The sequence below is a fragment of the Sphingobium sp. TB-6 genome, assembly GCF_012927365.1.
Taxonomy (GTDB): Bacteria; Pseudomonadota; Alphaproteobacteria; order Sphingomonadales; family Sphingomonadaceae; genus Sphingobium.
The window spans coordinates 19,857-35,259 of sequence record NZ_JABBGL010000007.1; the positions used below are offsets into that span (position 1 = coordinate 19,857).

Annotated in this window: 17 protein-coding genes and 1 tRNA gene; 17 read left to right on the forward strand and 1 reads right to left on the reverse strand. The window is 63.7% G+C overall.

The window, feature by feature from the left end; genetic code table 11:
- Positions 1–56: 56 nt before the first annotated feature.
- The 11 genes from HHL26_RS11265 to HHL26_RS11315 all read left to right on the forward strand — a co-directional run bounded on the left by HHL26_RS11265 (position 57) and on the right by HHL26_RS11315 (position 6,569).
- Positions 57–521 (forward strand): hypothetical protein, encoded by a 465-nt coding sequence (locus HHL26_RS11265; protein WP_169576104.1) that lies wholly within the window; start codon positions 57–59, stop codon positions 519–521.
- A 121-nt stretch (positions 522–642) separates the two neighbouring features.
- The gene (locus HHL26_RS11270) at positions 643–1,383 is read left to right on the forward strand and encodes a hypothetical protein (RefSeq protein WP_169576105.1); all 741 of its coding nucleotides are present in this window, start codon (positions 643–645) and stop codon (positions 1,381–1,383) included.
- A gap of 55 nt (positions 1,384–1,438) precedes the next feature.
- The gene (locus HHL26_RS11275) at positions 1,439–1,627 is read left to right on the forward strand and encodes a helix-turn-helix domain-containing protein (protein ID WP_153002600.1); all 189 of its coding nucleotides are present in this window, start codon (positions 1,439–1,441) and stop codon (positions 1,625–1,627) included.
- Positions 1,628–1,630: 3 nt separating this feature from the next.
- Positions 1,631–1,819 (forward strand): hypothetical protein, encoded by a 189-nt coding sequence (locus HHL26_RS11280; RefSeq protein ID WP_169576106.1) that lies wholly within the window; start codon positions 1,631–1,633, stop codon positions 1,817–1,819.
- The gene (locus HHL26_RS11285; RefSeq protein ID WP_169576107.1) at positions 1,812–2,012 is read left to right on the forward strand and encodes a hypothetical protein; all 201 of its coding nucleotides are present in this window, start codon (positions 1,812–1,814) and stop codon (positions 2,010–2,012) included. The genes HHL26_RS11280 and HHL26_RS11285 overlap by 8 nt, the downstream gene beginning before the upstream one ends.
- The gene (locus HHL26_RS11290; RefSeq protein WP_169576108.1) at positions 2,005–2,316 is read left to right on the forward strand and encodes a hypothetical protein; all 312 of its coding nucleotides are present in this window, start codon (positions 2,005–2,007) and stop codon (positions 2,314–2,316) included. The genes HHL26_RS11285 and HHL26_RS11290 overlap by 8 nt, the downstream gene beginning before the upstream one ends.
- Positions 2,313–3,263 (forward strand): toprim domain-containing protein, encoded by a 951-nt coding sequence (locus tag HHL26_RS24590; RefSeq protein ID WP_169576109.1) that lies wholly within the window; start codon positions 2,313–2,315, stop codon positions 3,261–3,263. Before HHL26_RS11290 ends, HHL26_RS24590 begins: the two co-directional genes overlap by 4 nt.
- Positions 3,256–4,551, forward strand: coding sequence for an AAA family ATPase (locus tag HHL26_RS11300; RefSeq protein WP_169576110.1), 1,296 nt, complete (start codon positions 3,256–3,258; stop codon positions 4,549–4,551). The genes HHL26_RS24590 and HHL26_RS11300 overlap by 8 nt, the downstream gene beginning before the upstream one ends.
- A 94-nt stretch (positions 4,552–4,645) precedes the next feature.
- Positions 4,646–5,530, forward strand: coding sequence for a hypothetical protein (locus HHL26_RS11305; RefSeq protein ID WP_169576111.1), 885 nt, complete (start codon positions 4,646–4,648; stop codon positions 5,528–5,530).
- Between the two features lie 165 nt (positions 5,531–5,695).
- Positions 5,696–6,202, forward strand: coding sequence for a hypothetical protein (locus HHL26_RS11310; protein WP_169576112.1), 507 nt, complete (start codon positions 5,696–5,698; stop codon positions 6,200–6,202).
- 16 nt (positions 6,203–6,218) lie between these two features.
- Entirely contained in the window at positions 6,219–6,569 is a 351-nt protein-coding gene (locus HHL26_RS11315) for a hypothetical protein (RefSeq protein WP_169576113.1), read from the forward strand.
- Between the two features lie 362 nt (positions 6,570–6,931).
- Here the strand turns inward: HHL26_RS11315 and HHL26_RS11320 are convergent.
- Positions 6,932–7,022: transfer RNA gene (locus tag HHL26_RS11320), tRNA-Ser, on the reverse strand.
- Positions 7,023–7,074: 52 nt separating this feature from the next.
- Here HHL26_RS11320 and HHL26_RS11325 point away from each other — a divergent pair.
- The 6 genes from HHL26_RS11325 to HHL26_RS11350 all read left to right on the forward strand — a co-directional run bounded on the left by HHL26_RS11325 (position 7,075) and on the right by HHL26_RS11350 (position 15,379).
- Complete coding sequence (locus HHL26_RS11325; RefSeq protein WP_066554522.1) at positions 7,075–8,001, forward strand: peptidylprolyl isomerase; 927 nt, start codon at positions 7,075–7,077, stop codon at positions 7,999–8,001.
- A 90-nt stretch (positions 8,002–8,091) separates the two neighbouring features.
- Entirely contained in the window at positions 8,092–9,207 is a 1,116-nt protein-coding gene (ald, locus tag HHL26_RS11330) for an alanine dehydrogenase (protein ID WP_066561385.1), read from the forward strand.
- A gap of 415 nt (positions 9,208–9,622) precedes the next feature.
- A complete protein-coding gene (locus tag HHL26_RS11335) occupies positions 9,623–10,453 on the forward strand; it encodes a sulfite exporter TauE/SafE family protein (protein ID WP_066554529.1) in 831 nt (276 codons plus the stop codon).
- A 206-nt stretch (positions 10,454–10,659) separates the two neighbouring features.
- Entirely contained in the window at positions 10,660–11,025 is a 366-nt protein-coding gene (locus HHL26_RS11340; RefSeq protein ID WP_066554530.1) for a hypothetical protein, read from the forward strand.
- Positions 11,026–11,076: 51 nt separating this feature from the next.
- Positions 11,077–12,834: a sulfotransferase gene (locus HHL26_RS11345; protein WP_066554531.1), complete on the forward strand. Its 1,758-nt coding sequence runs from the start codon at positions 11,077–11,079 to the stop codon at positions 12,832–12,834.
- A gap of 130 nt (positions 12,835–12,964) precedes the next feature.
- Positions 12,965–15,379: a TonB-dependent receptor gene (locus HHL26_RS11350; RefSeq protein WP_066554538.1), complete on the forward strand. Its 2,415-nt coding sequence runs from the start codon at positions 12,965–12,967 to the stop codon at positions 15,377–15,379.
- The last annotated feature ends 24 nt before the right edge of the window (positions 15,380–15,403 follow it).

Below are 15,403 nucleotides of genomic sequence, written 5' to 3' on the forward strand. Positions count from 1 at the left end.
AGGTAGTAGCTCCCCCGCTGGCCCTAACCACAACCCGACTGCAAGGAGTCGAGAATATGGCTAGCAACCCCATAGGCCGAGAGGCCCAGCCCGTCACCCTGCCGGGCACGATACCGCCCATGCCAGCCGTGGCGCGCATCCTGTCACGGTATGATCGCGGTAAGCTGGCGGCATTTGTCACGGTGGCAATTGACTTGCTCGACGTGCTGGACGGCGATCCAGACCGGGAGGGCGAATGCAGCGAGGATGAAGTTTCGCGCTGCACTGACTTGGGCCGTCCGGTGCCCAGCGATGAGCCAGGATGCGACATTGCCGACGCCGGCGAGAATGCTTGGATTGAGTGGCACACAATGCGCGGGAGCCAGAAGCGCGGCCCGAATATCACACAAGCGCATGAGGATGCCGAGGACGACGATCCAGCCGGGCAATATGATGAGGATTGCTGGACAGGTCCGGCGATGCCCGACCGTGGCGCTGGCTGTCCGATCAGCGATCCCGGCGAATATGAGGATGGTTTCTGAGTGCGGCTGGCAAGCGGCCACCTGAAGCCATAGATTGCAGGCGGGGATAGGACGGCCATCCGATAAGCGCGCTTCCCACGCGCTTCCCCGCCTATCTTATGGGAACCGCTAGGGAGGCGGCATGGGCGAAAGGCCACATTTTCGAAAGCCGACCGAGGCTGAACATGCCGAAGCCGCGCGGCAAGCCCGGCAAGATCGGTATGCGCGCCAGCGTTCGGCTGGTGGACGGATCGCGGCGTTGGACAAGCTGCACGCTCAATTGGTCGATGATGCCCAGCTTTACGAAAGCGACGAGTTGCAGGACCAACGCGATGCGGTCGCACACGCATTGCTTGCGGTCGCGGACTTTTTGAAGGCTCAGGGCTTCGCCAACGCGACACTTGCGCCCTTGATGCGGCCCGTTGCCGCATTGGCGGAACGTGAGAACAATTCACTCGATCTCATGTTTGCTCAGCGGGCACGGGGCGGGAGGCCCAAGGCCACACTTGCCGACCACGAGCGCACCGGGATTCTCGCTGCACTGGCTGAGGGCTGGCTTCGCACTCATCCCGGCGATGATATGACGCAATCCGACAAACTCTCGGCGGCTGCGCGCAAGATGAAAGGCCGATGGTTTGGAACTGTCACACGGGCACAACTTGAAACTGCGCGAGAGCTAGTCAGCCAAGAGGCGAAAGATCATCCGGCCGCAAGCCACGCAACTATGGTCTATGGATGGTTTGTCAGAACGGCGGAAATGTTTGGCGCTGACAACGCATTCCCGATCATGGTCCGATTTTTCAATGATCAAAAAATGCCGTTCGGCGCGGGTGAAGGTGGAATCTTGAAAACCCCCCGTGTTTCTCCGACCGAGGATAGCTGACCCCCGTCCCATGAAGTCCGGCGCATACCCGCGCGGGCCAAATGGGACCGAAACCATGCAGTCCATCAAGCACGATCCCCCGAAGATCGGTTACAGCATTCGGGAAGCCTGCCGGGCGTCCAGCCTAGGTAGGACCACGCTCTACAATCACATTTCCGCTGGTCGCCTTCGCGCTGTTCGCGTCGGTGGCAGGACGATCATTCCAGCCGAGGCGCTGCACGCGCTCATCGCGGGGGAGGCTTGAGCCATGCCCCGGAAAAGCAAAACCCCGGCTGGCACCGGGGCTTCGCGCGATAGCTTTGCAGGCCTGTCGCTCCCTCTCTCTACCCCTCTCGCCATTCAGGCGCAATTCCTGATCGCAGCGCACCACGTCAGGCCCGAACTGGCCGCGATGGTCGCCGCGCTCGCATTCGGGGGAGGTGCCTATCATGGCTGATACCTTCCCCAGCTTCCCCGCTGCCGCACGCGCCTTGCTGGCCGTCGAATCCCTGTCCGAAAAAGAAGGGCAATTCTGCGGCGGCCTTGCCTTTCGCACTGCCCCGCTCAGCGACAAGCAGGCCAACTGGCTGCGCATCCTGCTTTCCCGGCATGGCCTTCCCGCACTGACTGAGGGAGGCGAGCATGTCTGATCGCTATCCCGACATTCCCGGCGCGAAAGGCCCGGACGGCACCAGCCAGGACGCTGCCGAGGCCATCGCGCCTTGCGTTTCCTACCTTCGCCGCGTCGCCATGCGGGCGCTGGACGGGCTGGGCGAGGCAACGGTGCTCGAAGCTGTCGCCTTTGCCGAGGTCGCCCGCGAAAGCCTGCAACCGCGTTTCTCGGAACTGCGAGCCATGGGCCTTGTCGAGCCGACCGGAGCGCGTCGCCGCAATCCGTCCGGCAAGGGCGCGGCAGTGCTTCGCCTGACCGAAAAAGGGAGGGCCGCACTGTGACCGATCCCGTTTCGGAATTTCTCGATGCCATGGGGGCGGCTGGCATCCGCCCCGTGGAGCCGATTGCCGACAAGCTCGCTTCCGGTGATCCCGTCCGCTTCCGCGCCGATGGCGACAAGCCCGGACGGCGCAACGGCTGGGCATGGCTGCACCTCGATGGCGTGCCCGCTGGCGTGTTCCGACATTACCGGCTGGGCGTGCGGACGGTATGGCGTGCGGGGAGCGATCCCCGTTCGCTGTCCCCAGCCGAACGGCGCGCGATCATGGCTCAGGCCCGTGAAAGCGAGGCCCGGCGCAAGGCGGAAACGCTGGCCAAGCAGGAAGCGGCGGCTGGCGTAGCCCGCGATCTGTGGCGCGCCGCTGGCAGAGCCGATCCCGCGCATGGGTATCTGGCGCGCAAGCGCCTGCCCGCTTTTGGCATCCGGCAGCATGGTGACGCCCTGCTTGTCCCGATGGTCGATGCCGGTTTCCGCCTGTGGAACGTCCAGCGGGTCTATCCCAATGGCCGAAAGCTGTTCCTGTCCGGCGGGCGCACCGAAGGCCTGTTCTGGTCGCACGGCGCGTTCGTGCAGGATGGCAGGCCATCGGCTGGGCCGCTGGTGATCGGGGAAGGCTTCGCCACCATGGCAGCGGTCCACCATGCGACCGGCCACGGCGTTGTCGCGGCCATGTCGGCGCGCAACCTCGAAACGGTCGCCTGCACCATGCGCAAGCTGTTCCCCAGCCGGACGCTGATCGTCGCGGCGGACGATGACCGTCACCTGTCGGAGAACATTGGCCTGCAAGCCGCTCAGAGGGCAGCAGAGTCCATCGGGGCGCTTTTGGCCACTCCGCTGCCTCTTGGGCCGGAAACGCGCTCAGAGGACTCAGGAACCGATTTTGCGGACATTCCGCCAGCCAAGGTCGCGGCCCGTATCGCTCAGGCGGGGAGTGCTGGCCATGCGTAACGCCACCGCTCCCATGGACTTTGCCGATATGGAACCGGATGACGTGGCCAGCCGCATTGCCGGTGCCACGCATACCGGCACGGCCATCCGCGCCACGCCTTACCGCTGGCCTGATCCCCGTTCGCTGCCGACGCGGCAATGGCTGCTTGGCCATTGGCTGCTGAGGGGCGAGGTTACGGCGATCATTGCGCCCGGCGGCACCGGCAAGAGCACGATTGGCACCGCGCTGGCGCTGTCGCTCGCATCCGGCCAACCGCTGCTTGGCAAGCCGCTCCCGCGCGGCCCGCAATCGGCATGGATCTACAACCTTGAGGATTCGCAGGACGAGCTGGACCGGCAAGTCTCCGCTGCCTGCTTGTTTCACGGCATAGTGCCGGACGACTGCCGAAACCGGCTTTGTGTCGATAGCGGGCTGGTCCAGCCGCTCTGCACCGCAACCGAGGATCGGGACGGCTTCGCCATTGCCGAGGGCGTGTTTGCTCAGGTCGCGGCGACGGTGCGGGACCGGGCAATCTCGGTCGTGATCGTGGACCCGTTCGTGTCCAGTCATACCGTGCGGGAAAGCTCGAATGAGGCAATCGACGCCATCGCCAAGCGGTGGAAGCGGCTGGCTCAGGAAACTGGCTGCGCGGTCGTGCTGGTGCACCATACCAAGAAGCTGGGCGGGCGCGAGGTAACGGCAGAGGATGGACGCGGCGCGGTCGCCTTGCGCGATGCTGCCCGCGTGGTGCTGCCGCTCAATGCCATGAGCCAGGCCGAGGCCGAGGAACTTGGCATTACCGATCCCGCGTTGCGCCGCTCGCTGGTGCGCGTCGATACCGGCAAAGCCAATCGCGCTCCCCCCGACGCGGCAACTTGGATCAAACTGGAAAGCCAGTGCCTCGATAACGGCGATGGCAGCGAACCTGCCGATTATGTCGGCGTCGCCTGCCTTTGGGAAAAGCCGGACGTGTTCCACGGACTGAGCACGTGGCACCTCTACCAAGTGCAATTGCGCGTCGCGGCTGGCCAATGGCGGGACAGTGCGCAGGCCAAGGATTGGGTCGGCCATGCCGTTGCTCAGGTCGCCGGGCTTTCCGTCGACAAGGACAAGGCCCGTATCAAGGCGATCCTCAAGACGTGGAAGCGTAACGGCGCGCTCAAGGTGGAAAACCTGCCCGACAAGAACGGCGATGAACGTCCTTTCGTCGTGGTCGGTGATCCCGTGGACCCGTCTCAGGTGAGTTACCCGCACTCTGAAAAGTGCGGTGCGGAAAGTGCGGAAAGTGCGGCTGGCGACCCGTGCTGAACCCGTCCGCACCTTCCGCACTTCCCTTATAGGGAGTGCAGGTGGTGCGGGTGCGGGTGAGTGGAGGTTTCAGGCCTAAATCAAAGGTGCGGATATGACGGCGAAGAATATCAAGACCAAACCGGCGCGGCGGACCAAGGCGCCCGGATCGAAGGCCCCCGCCAAGGGTAAGACGATTGAGATTGCAGTGCCGGAATCGGGCACGGCGGCGGAAGTCAAAAAGTCGATCGGGCAGTCGATTCCCGGCTGGGATGACTTGAGCGACGCGGAACAATCCGAGGTGGTGGAACTGACGCGGGCGCACCTCAAACAGCGCCAGCCGGTCAAGGTCACTCTTAACCCGAAGCCAGATGGCGGGAAGTCCATCGGCATAGCAGGGAAGTGCGAAACCCAAGGGCTGCTCAAGCTGCAAAAGACCTTCGCGGCGGTTTCCATGGACCCGGTGAACGCCCGCGCCAATGAACTGCTGAAATATCTTGGATCGGTCGGCGCTGACAATTCGGACCGATACAACGCGGCGTTGTCGTTCATCGAAAGCATGGAGCCGCGCGATCAGGCTGAGGCACTGTTGCTGGTGCAAATGTATGTCACGCATGACGCGGCGATCCGGGCGCTCAGCCAGCTAGGATCGGCGGAATGGGTGCCGACTGCGCAGATGTATGGCAACCTCGCCACAAAGCTGCTGCGCACCTCTCAGGGGCAAATGGAAACGCTGGCCCGGATGCGGCGCGGCGGGGAACAGGTTGTGCGCCATGTTCATGTCGATAATCGCGGCGGGCAGGCCGTCATTGCCGAGAACGTCCACACCGGGGGGAAGGGAAATGGAAAAATTGACGATCAATCCCATGCAACCGGAGCGGCTGGCATCGGCCCCGCGCTGCTTGGCGCGGACCCGTTCGGGAACGGAGTGCCAATCCCCAGCCGTGAAAGGGCGGAAGCGGTGCCGTATGCACGGGGGCACGAATCCGGGTGCGCCTGAGGGCAATAGCAACGCCCGGAAGCATGGCGGGCGCTCAGCCAGGGCGATGGCAGCGGCTCGATACCTGAGGGAGATTGCGCGGCTGGTGCGGGACGAAATAGGCTGAAGCTTGCCTGTCGGCTCTGATAGCATTGCGAACGATGCGCCTTTGAGTAAGTTGGCACAATGCAACCCGCATCGCTTTCAGCGTTCGCTCGCTTTTCGGAATGGCTTGGCGGCCACATGGTGGCAAGCGGTGCAATCGCAACAACTATCGCAATCATTTCAGTCCCATTGGGGTTTGCACATAGTGTGGCAATGTACGCCGGTGCTGGACTGATGTTCATAATCGCACAAATATTCATCATTCGATGGATGTTCGGCACGGGAATGCGATCGATTAAAGAACTGGGATTCGGATCGAACCGCCAAGCTATAAAATATGGGATACTTATGAGAGGCGTAGATAAGCGCCTTTCGAGCGTCGCGGTCTATGGCCTGATTGCTTCGCTGGTCATCGGCTGGGCTGGGCGAGGCGAGGTGGTATCAGGCGCTATGTTGCTCGCTTTCGCAACATTTGGCGCAGCCACACAAGCAATGCGGTTGAACCGTTTCTGGCCAGCAGATGCGCAATCGCCAGACGGCTGTCTGACTGGCAAGGCACCGTCACTTGGCGATCCCCGAAACCGCTAGCGAGGAGCGATTTAAGATGCGCTGGCTGGATGAGCAACGCGGGCTTTACCATGCACTGGGACCAGCCCGATACTGGACGATTATGGTGGGAACAGTCGTGTTCTGCATCGGCTTTGGCACGCTTGTCTGGTGGCTCTCTGAGAAGATTGGTTGGCCAGATGCCTATGGCTTTCAATGCCGAGGCAAGGGGTGCCTGTTCATCGAACTGTGGCATAGCCCCTCCCTGCTCCAAAACCCCAATGGCTACGCGCTGGCCCTATTCGTCGCGCTTTGGTTCATTCCAGCAACCACGGGGATTGCAGTGACGATTATTCTGGCACGCCGAACATTGATCCGGCGGCGCAACCGCATACGCCCGATGGAATAGGGCCAACCTCAACTTTGACTTGCCCGAAAGGCCCTGCTTTCCAGCAATTCGGTCACTTGGCCGTCGCCCGTCATTTTTGACTGAGAAGCTGCCACCTCTCGAAACCCGCACAAACCAGCCATTTTCTGCCGCGATTTGTCGCGTTCGGTGTGTAGTCGTTTCCAGCTTCCATGGCGGGCACCGGCATGGCCGGCCGAATGGCATTGCGGACGTTTGCCGCGCCCCTGTTGAGAAATGTTGAGGTGTGCGCCGATTGAGCGAATCCAGCCGCTGGCGTTCGCCTCAAGCGCAGCGCCTATCGGGGAGCGGTTATGGGAACCGACGCGCGATCTTGAAAAAATATCAATAAAATCAAGGGATGTTGGCGGAGCGGGAGGGATTCGAACCCTCGATACGCTTTTGACGTATACTCACTTTCCAGGCGAGCGCCTTCGACCACTCGGCCACCGCTCCGCATTGCACTGGAGGCGGCTCCCTATCGTGCGTCGGCGCGCTAGGCAAGGGGATGCTTTACTTTCCTTTCTCTCCCATGCTTGATTGCGCCATGCCGATCCGTTTCCTCGCTTTCCTGACCGCGCTTTTCCTGCCTGTTCCGGCCCTTGCCGCTCTTCCGGCGACCCCCTCCGCCATCGTCGCGCAGGCGCCTGCCACCGCATGGCGGACCATCGCGCCCGACACGCTGCTGATCATGACGCTGGAAGGGGGCAGGCGCGTGGTGATTCAACTCGCCCCGGATTTCGCGCCCGCCCATGCCGCCAATATCCGCGCGCTCGCCCGCGCCGGCTGGTGGGACGGCGAAAGCGTCTATCGCGTGCAGGACAATTATGTCGCCCAATGGGGCGATGTGACCGAGAAGAAAGCCCTTCCCGCCGGCATCGTCACGGACATCAAGCCGGATTATGTCCGCCCGCTCGCCGCACTCAAAACCGCCCCGGTGCCTTTGCCCTATCCGGACGCCTATGCCCCGCGCACGGGCTTTATCGACGGCTGGCCAGTGGCGATGGACAAGGCGTCGGCCTGGCTGCCCCATTGCTACGGCATGGTGGGCGTGGCGCGGAACCTGTCGCCCGATGCGGGGACGGGGGCTGAACTCTATGCCGTGATCGGCCAAGCCCCGCGCCAGCTCGACCGCAATATCGCCGTCGTCGGCCGGGTGATCCAGGGGATGAGCCTGCTCGCCAGCCTGCCGCGCGGATCGGGCGATCTGGGCTTCTACGCCGCGGGGGAAAAGCGCCTTCCCATCGTCTCCGTCCGTCTTGCCAGCGATCTGCCAGCCGCGCAGCAGCCGCATTATCAGGTCATGGACGTGACGTCGCAGAGCTTTGCCGACTACATCCGGCTGCGGGCGAACCGGAAGGATGATTTCTACGATCGTCCGGCGGGCGGGGTCGATCTCTGCAACGCGCCGGTGCCGGTGCGGCAGGCGCCCTGAGGCTCCGGTCGGTCAAAACGGGCAAATTGCCGGAACGATGCCTATCTAAAGGACATTACAGCTTCGCCGGCAAGGATGGAGAGGATGGTCATGATCGTAGGCACCGTCAGGGAGATCAAGAATCACGAATATCGCGTCGGCCTGACGCCGGAGAGCGTGCATGAACTGACCGCCCACGGCCATCGCGTGCTGGTGGAAAGCGGCGCGGGGGAGGGGATCGGCGCGCATGACCGCCTCTATGCCCGCGCCGGGGCGGAGATTGTGGACGATCCGGTCAGCATCTTCGCGGCGGCCGAGATGATCGTGAAGGTCAAGGAACCCCAGCCGGAGGAGCGCGCCCTGCTGCGCCCCGGCCAGATTCTCTACACCTATCTGCATCTGGCGCCCGATCCGGATCAGACGCGGGAGCTGATGGCGTCGGGCGCGATCGGCATCGCCTATGAAACGGTGACGGACGCCCATGGCGGCCTGCCGCTGCTCAAGCCCATGAGCCAGGTCGCCGGACGCATGGCGATCCAGGCCGGGGCGACCGCGCTGGAAAAGGCGCATGGCGGGCGGGGCGTGCTGCTGGGCGGGGTGCCGGGCGTCCTTCCGGCGAAGGTCGCGGTGATCGGCGGCGGCGTGGTCGGCTTCAACGCGGCGCAGATGGCGGCGGGCCTGGGCGCGGACGTCACCATTCTCGACCGTAGTCCGGAAGTGCTGGAGCGGCTGGGCATCCATTTCGAGGCGCGGGCGAAGACGCGCTTTTCCAACCGGGCCAATCTGGCGGAATGCGTCGAGGAGGCCGATCTGGTGATCGGCGCGGTGCTGATCCCCGGCGCCGCCGCGCCCAAGCTGGTGTCGGCGGATATGCTCAAGACCATGAAAAAGGGAGCGGTGCTAGTCGACGTCGCGATCGACCAGGGCGGCTGTTTCGAAACCAGCCATCCCACCACCCATGACGACCCCACCTATATCGTCGATGGCATCGTCCATTATTGCGTCGCCAACATGCCGGGCGCGGTGGCGCGGACCAGCACCTATGCGCTCAACAATGTGACCTTGCCCCACGCGTTGAAGATCGCGGACCTGGGGTGGAAGGAAGCGCTGCGGGCGGACCGGCATCTGCTGGACGGGCTGAATGTGTGGAACGGCCAGATCACCTACCAGGCCGTGGCGCAGGAGCTGGACCTGCCTTACACGCCGGCGGAAGAGGCTATTGGATAGAGGGCCGTGGCGGCAGGTTTGGTCAGTTCCAGCCATTGAGAGGCACGTGTTCCTGCGAAGGCAGGAACCCAGTTCCTACGGTGCGACGATCCACGAACGGCGGGACTGGGCTCCTGCCTTCGCAGGAGCACGGTGCACTTCAAGGAAAGCGACGCAAAAGCGGACCTTCCGCTTCCCACCCATCTCCGTTTCCTCCCCCCACTCTCCACAATATTGCTCCTCCCTTTGCGGGTTCCCCGGCTTCGTTCGTTTTGCGTGGATGTGGGGGCTGTTGATCGTCCCTGCCACGCACGTTCCGCCGAAGAGAGGCATGGGTTTCCAACATGGTCGATTGCACAGCTTCCGCCGCCTTGATCCATAGAGGCATCTTCCCCAACAGTGCCGCCTGCGCCATAGCGTCGGGGGAGCAGCGCTGATGCAGGGTGACATGATGACTTGGCTAGTACCCCTGGTCGCGATGCTGGGCGCGGGCCTGTTCGCCGGTTTCGCGGCGGGGATTTTCGGGATTGGCGGCGGCTTCGTGGTGGTGCCGGCGCTCTTCGTGGTGCTGCCGCTGCTGGGCGGCACGCATGATGCCATCGCCCATGTCGCCATCGGCACATCGGCGGCGACGATCATCGTGACGTCGATCCGCTCGCTGCTCGCCCATGCCAAGCGCGGCGCGGTGGAGTTCGAGGTGCTCAAGACATGGGCGCCGTGGATCATCCTGGGCGACGGCGCCGGTGTGCTGCTGGCCGGTCATGTGGACGGGCACATCCTGACCATGATCTTCGCGGTCGGCGTGTTCCTTATGTCGCTCAATTTCCTGCTGCCCAAGGTCGGCGGCAAGGTGATCAGCGACACCATGCCTTCTGGCATCGCGCGGGTCGGCATAGCCGGGGGCTTGGGCACCTTTTCCGCGCTGCTCGGCATTGGCGGCGGCACCATCGCCATCATGGTGATGACGCTATGCGGCCGCTCAATCCACCGCGCCATCGCCACCGCATCGGGCATCGGCACGCTGATCGCCATTCCCAGCGCCATCGGCTTCGCGCTGATCGGCCTCAAGGAAAGCGGCTTGCCCTGGGGATCGCTGGGCTATGTCAACATTCCCGCGACGCTGGCCATCGCCTCCATGTCGATCCTCACCGCGCCGCTGGGCGTGGCGGCGGCGCACAGCCTGCCCGCCGCACCGCTCAAGAAATTCTTCGGCGTCTATCTGGTCGTCATCGCCTTCGTCATGTTCCGCAACGCCATCAAGATGTGACTTCCTCCGACCGCCCGTGGCCCCTGCACAGGCCACGGGCGGATTTTATTCAAACTATTGATATTATTTGATTTAATGTCATTTTATGCGCTCCCCCGGTCGACGCTGGAGCGCATTTCATCCATTCTGCACATCCGTTCATGCACAAAATCCTCCTTTTCGGACGTTGACCCAGCAGAGTTCGCATCAGGAAGAGGAGAAGAGACATGAACCGCTCGATTGTCGCCAGCGCCCTTGCCATCCTCGCCATGGCGCCGGTTTCCGCGATGGCCGCGCCCTATGGCGCGATGAGCTATGAAGAAAGGCTCGCCGCCGCCGAGGACGACATGACCTTGCCCGCGCCGATTGCGGGTGTGCAGAATAAATATTGGTTCAACTATCGCACCGACCTGGCCGAAGCCCGCAAGGAGCTGGCCCACGACCTGCGCCACGCCACCGATGCGGAGGATGAGCGGGACGCCTGGGACGAATATCGCATCGAACTGGCCGATGCGCGCCATGATTATGTGAAGGAAATGCGCGAGAAAGGCTATCGCCCCGGCCAGGTGCGGGTCTATGGCTCCGGCCGCTAGCCGGACATGTCCCGCTTGCTAAGCCGCGTGCGGCTTGACATTTAGGGGTGGATGCGGGGCGAAAGCTATTCTTCCATCCGGCAAGCGCTTGCGCAGAACCCCGCGCAGGCGCTTGCGCTGTGCCTCGACCGGCTTGGGCAGGCCGCCGGGGATGCCGAAGCCCATCGCCTCGCCGCCCGCGCCCTGCGCGCCCTGAAGCGGGATGGGGAGGCGGAACGGCATGAATCCGCCGCGATCGACGCCGCCGCCACCGACCCGGCGCTCCAGCAGGCCGCCGTCGCCCTGCTCGACAACCGCCTGCATCTGGCCGAACCGATCCTGCGCGGGCGGCTCAAGGACAATCCCTTCGATGTCGCGGCGATCCGCATGCTGGCCGAACTGGCGGGCCGGATCGGGCGCAATGCCGATGCGGAAAAGCTGCTGCGCCGGGCGCTGGAACTGGCGCCCGCTTTCACCGCCGCCCGCGCCAATCTGGCGACCGCGCTGCACCGCCAGAACAAGACTGGGCAGGCGCTGGAGGAATTGGATCGGTTGCAGGACCAGTCCAACCCCGCCCACGCCAATCTGCGCGCCGCGGTACTGGGCCGGCTGGGCGATTTTGACGAAGCCATCGCGCTCTACGAGCAGATATTGGCTCAGGTGGCGGGCCAGCCGAAAATCTGGATGAGCTACGGCCATGCGCTCAAGACGGTGGGCCGCACGGCGGACAGCATCGCCGCCTACCGCCGCGCCACCGCGCTGCGCCCGGCTTTTGGCGAGGCGTGGTGGAGCATCGCCAATCTGAAGACGGCGGCCTTCGACGCCACCGACATCGCCGCCATGTCCAACGCGCTCAACGACGCGCATGCCAGCGCGGAGGACCGCTTCCACCTCCATTTCGCGCTGGGCAAGGCGTTAAGCGACCAGGGCGAGGCCGGCGCCGCCTTCACTCATTATGCCGAAGCGAACCGCCTGCGCCGCATCGCCCAACCCTATGAGGCGGCGCGCACCACCCGCGCAGTCGATGCGGCGGTCAGCCTGTTCACCCCGGATTTCTTCGCCACGCGGCAGGGCAGGGGCTGCGCCGCGCCCGACCCGATCTTCATCGTCGGTCTGCCCCGCGCCGGCTCCACGCTGATCGAGCAAATTCTCTCCAGCCACAGCCAGGTCGAAGGGACGATGGAACTGCCCGACCTGCCCGCGCTGGTCGCGGAACTGCGGCAGGAGGGCGATTGGCCCGCCATGCTGCGCGACCTCGACCCCGCCCGCCTCCGCGCCTTGGGGGATGCCTATATCGAGCGCACCCGCATCCAGCGGCGCGAAGGGCGGCCCTATTTCATCGACAAGCTGCCCAATAACTGGCTGCATGTCGGCCTTATCCACCTGATCCTGCCCCATGCGCGGATCATCGATGCGCGCCGCCACCCGCTTGATTGCGGCTATTCCAATTTCCGCCAGCATTTCGCGCGGGGGCAGGCGTTCAGCTACGACCTTGGCGACATCGGCCATTATTATGCCGACTATGTCCGGCTGATGGCGCATGTCGACGCCGTGCTGCCGGGGCGCGTCCACCGCGTCGTCCACGAACGGCTGCTCGACGATCCGGAAACGGAGGTGCGCGCCCTGCTCGCCGCGCTAGGTCTGCCGTTCGAGGAAGCCTGCCTGCACTTCCACCAGAACCGCCGCGCCGTGCGCACCGCCAGCAGCGAACAGGTCCGCCGCCCGATCAACCGCGATGGAGAGGGTCAATGGCGCGCCGTCGAAGCGCAGCTCCGGCCCCTGATCGCTGCCCTTGGCCCTGTGCTGGACAGCTATCCCGACGCGCCCTGACCGTGGCTTTCGGGTAACAATCGCCTGAAAAAGCGCATGATTGTCGGGACGCAACGATTTTCCATTGCGCGCTTCCGGCAGTTGATGACAATTTCCCGCAGAAACTCGTGCACCTGAGGGGAGGTAGCCGATGTCAGGTCGCTTACGCTTGATGGAGTTTTCGTCCGCATTGCTGGTGACCAGCGCGCTGGTCTTTCCGGCTCTCGCGCAGGAACCGGCGCAACAGGCCGCGCCGCCCGCCTACAGCGACGTGATCGTCGTCACCGCCCAGCGCCGCGAGGAACGGTTGCAGGATGTGCCGATCAGCATCAACGCGCTCGGCCAGGCCAAGCTGGAACAGGCCAATGCCAAGGCGCTGGACGATTATGCCAAGCTGCTGCCCAGCGTCTCCATCCAGTCCTTCGGCCCCAGCCAGGCGCAGGTCTTCTTCCGCGGCGTAGCCACCGGATCGGGCGGCCCGCCTCTGCATATCGGCCCGCTGCCGACCAGCAGCACCTATGTCGACGAAATCCCGGTCACGACCATCGGCGGCATGGTCGACGTCCATCTCTATGACGTCGCGCGGATCGAGGCGCTGGCCGGGCCGCAGGGCACGCTGTTCGGCGCCAGTTCGCTGTCGGGCACGCTGCGCATCATCACCAACCGTCCGGAACTGGGCAAGACGACCGGCAGCATCGACCTGCAAGTCAACAAGTTCAGCAAGGGCGATTTCGGCGGATCGGCGGAAGGCTATATCAACCTGCCGATCAGCGACAATGCCGCGCTGCGCGTCGTCGGCTTCTATGACCGGGCCGGCGGCTATATCGACAATATCCCCGGCACGCGCACCTTCACGCTGGACGATAACGACCCCAGCACCAACCTCACCGTCAACAACAACGCGCTGGTCGAAAACGACTATAACGACGTCGAAACCTGGGGCGGCCGCGCCGCGCTGCGCGTCGACCTGGACGACAATTGGACGGTCACGCCGCAATTTCTCTATCAGAGCCAGATCGCCCATGGCGGCTTCTTCTACGATCCGACCAAGGGCTATCTGAACGTCACCGACTATCTGCCCAGCCGCAACAAGGACCGCTGGTGGCAGGCTGCGTTGACCATCCAGGGCAAGCTCAGCGACTGGGACATCACCTATTCGGGCGGCTATTTCGAGCGCAAGGTCGATAATATAGCCGATTATTCCTATTATTCGGTCGCTTACGACAGCTACACCTATGTCGACGATAACGGCGTGACGCAGCCGGGCTTCACCACCTTTTTCCCGGACGCCAACGGCCATCCCATCGACCCGACGCAAACCGCGCACCAGTTCGACAAATATACCAAGCACACGCAGGAATTGCGCGTGAACTCGCCCACCGACAAGCCGTTCCGGCTGGCCGCGGGCATGTTCCTGCAAGTCCAGACCGACAAGATCGGGGCCGACTATCAGACGGTCGGCATCGGTTCGATCCCGACGCCGATCTGGCTCACTCCCTTCGGCACCAGCGACACCGTGTTCCTCACCCGCGTCAAGCGCAAGGACCGCGACTATGCGATGTTCACGCAGGGCGAATATGACATTGTGCCCAATGTCACGCTGATCGCGGGCGTTCGCGGCTATGTGGCCCACAACACCATCTACGGCTTTTCCGGCACCAACAGCGCCAGCAATCTCGATCCGGCCAATTGTTTCCCCACCAGCCTACCCGACGTCCCCTGCGCCAATGTGCACAAGAAGCAGGTGGAATCGGGCGTCATCTGGCGCGGCGGCATCAAATGGCAGGTGTCGAGCGACATCATGCTCTACGGCACCGTTTCGCGCGGCTACCGGCCGGGCGGCAACAACCGGCGGCCAGGGGTCAATCCGTTCAAATCGGACAAGCTCGACAATTTCGAACTGGGCTGGAAAAGCCGTTTCGGGCGCTTCACCTTCAACGGCGCCGCCTTCTACCAGAAATGGCGCGACCTCCAGTTCGGGCTGGTGCCGGTGGGTCAGAATGGCGTCACCAACACCTATAATGCCGGCAACGCGCGCATCTATGGCGTGGAGGGCGACCTGTCGGCCCGCTTCGGCGGCCTCAGCCTGTCGGCCAGCGCCACCTATGTCGACGCGCAGCTCACCAGCGATTTCTGCGAAGTCGATCCGGTGACGAAGAATATCGTCTGCAACCCCGGCGTCCCGCCCGCCGCGGCCAAGGGCACGCGCTTGCCGATTATGCCGCGCTTCAAGGGTTCGGCCACGGCGCGCTATGAATGGCCGCTCGGCGCGATGACGGCCTTCGTGCAGGGATCGGTGTCGCATCAGGGCGGCACGCGCACCTTCCTGACCGACGCGGACTATGCGGCGGTCGGGCCGACCAAACCCTTCACCACCGCCGATTTCTCGATCGGCACCCATTGGGATAGCTGGCGGATAGAGGCGTTCATCCAGAACGCCTTCAACAGCCATGGCGCGCTGGGCAAGAACACCATCTGCGCCACGGAAATCTGCGGCGCCTATGCCCGGACCTACCCGACCAAGCCGCAATTTTTCGGGCTGAAAGTGGGCTATGATTTCGAGTAGCAAATAGGTTCCGGTGCTCCTGCC

What these genes read in the sequence shown, in the direction of transcription:
- HHL26_RS11265 (WP_169576104.1), top strand. Translation starts at nt 57, where the DNA reads ATGGCTAGCAACCCCATAGGCCGAGAGGCCCAGCCCGTCACCCTGCCG.
- HHL26_RS11270 (WP_169576105.1), top strand. Translation starts at nt 643, where the DNA reads ATGGGCGAAAGGCCACATTTTCGAAAGCCGACCGAGGCTGAACATGCC.
- HHL26_RS11275 (WP_153002600.1), top strand. Translation starts at nt 1,439, where the DNA reads ATGCAGTCCATCAAGCACGATCCCCCGAAGATCGGTTACAGCATTCGG.
- HHL26_RS11280 (WP_169576106.1), top strand. Translation starts at nt 1,631, where the DNA reads ATGCCCCGGAAAAGCAAAACCCCGGCTGGCACCGGGGCTTCGCGCGAT.
- HHL26_RS11285 (WP_169576107.1), top strand. Translation starts at nt 1,812, where the DNA reads ATGGCTGATACCTTCCCCAGCTTCCCCGCTGCCGCACGCGCCTTGCTG.
- HHL26_RS11290 (WP_169576108.1), top strand. Translation starts at nt 2,005, where the DNA reads ATGTCTGATCGCTATCCCGACATTCCCGGCGCGAAAGGCCCGGACGGC.
- HHL26_RS11300 (WP_169576110.1), top strand. Translation starts at nt 3,256, where the DNA reads ATGCGTAACGCCACCGCTCCCATGGACTTTGCCGATATGGAACCGGAT.
- HHL26_RS11305 (WP_169576111.1), top strand. Translation starts at nt 4,646, where the DNA reads ATGACGGCGAAGAATATCAAGACCAAACCGGCGCGGCGGACCAAGGCG.
- HHL26_RS11310 (WP_169576112.1), top strand. Translation starts at nt 5,696, where the DNA reads ATGCAACCCGCATCGCTTTCAGCGTTCGCTCGCTTTTCGGAATGGCTT.
- HHL26_RS11315 (WP_169576113.1), top strand. Translation starts at nt 6,219, where the DNA reads ATGCGCTGGCTGGATGAGCAACGCGGGCTTTACCATGCACTGGGACCA.
- HHL26_RS11325 (WP_066554522.1), top strand. Translation starts at nt 7,075, where the DNA reads ATGCTTTACTTTCCTTTCTCTCCCATGCTTGATTGCGCCATGCCGATC.
- ald (WP_066561385.1), top strand. Translation starts at nt 8,092, where the DNA reads ATGATCGTAGGCACCGTCAGGGAGATCAAGAATCACGAATATCGCGTC.
- HHL26_RS11335 (WP_066554529.1), top strand. Translation starts at nt 9,623, where the DNA reads ATGCAGGGTGACATGATGACTTGGCTAGTACCCCTGGTCGCGATGCTG.
- HHL26_RS11340 (WP_066554530.1), top strand. Translation starts at nt 10,660, where the DNA reads ATGAACCGCTCGATTGTCGCCAGCGCCCTTGCCATCCTCGCCATGGCG.
- HHL26_RS11345 (WP_066554531.1), top strand. Translation starts at nt 11,077, where the DNA reads ATGCGGGGCGAAAGCTATTCTTCCATCCGGCAAGCGCTTGCGCAGAAC.
- HHL26_RS11350 (WP_066554538.1), top strand. Translation starts at nt 12,965, where the DNA reads ATGTCAGGTCGCTTACGCTTGATGGAGTTTTCGTCCGCATTGCTGGTG.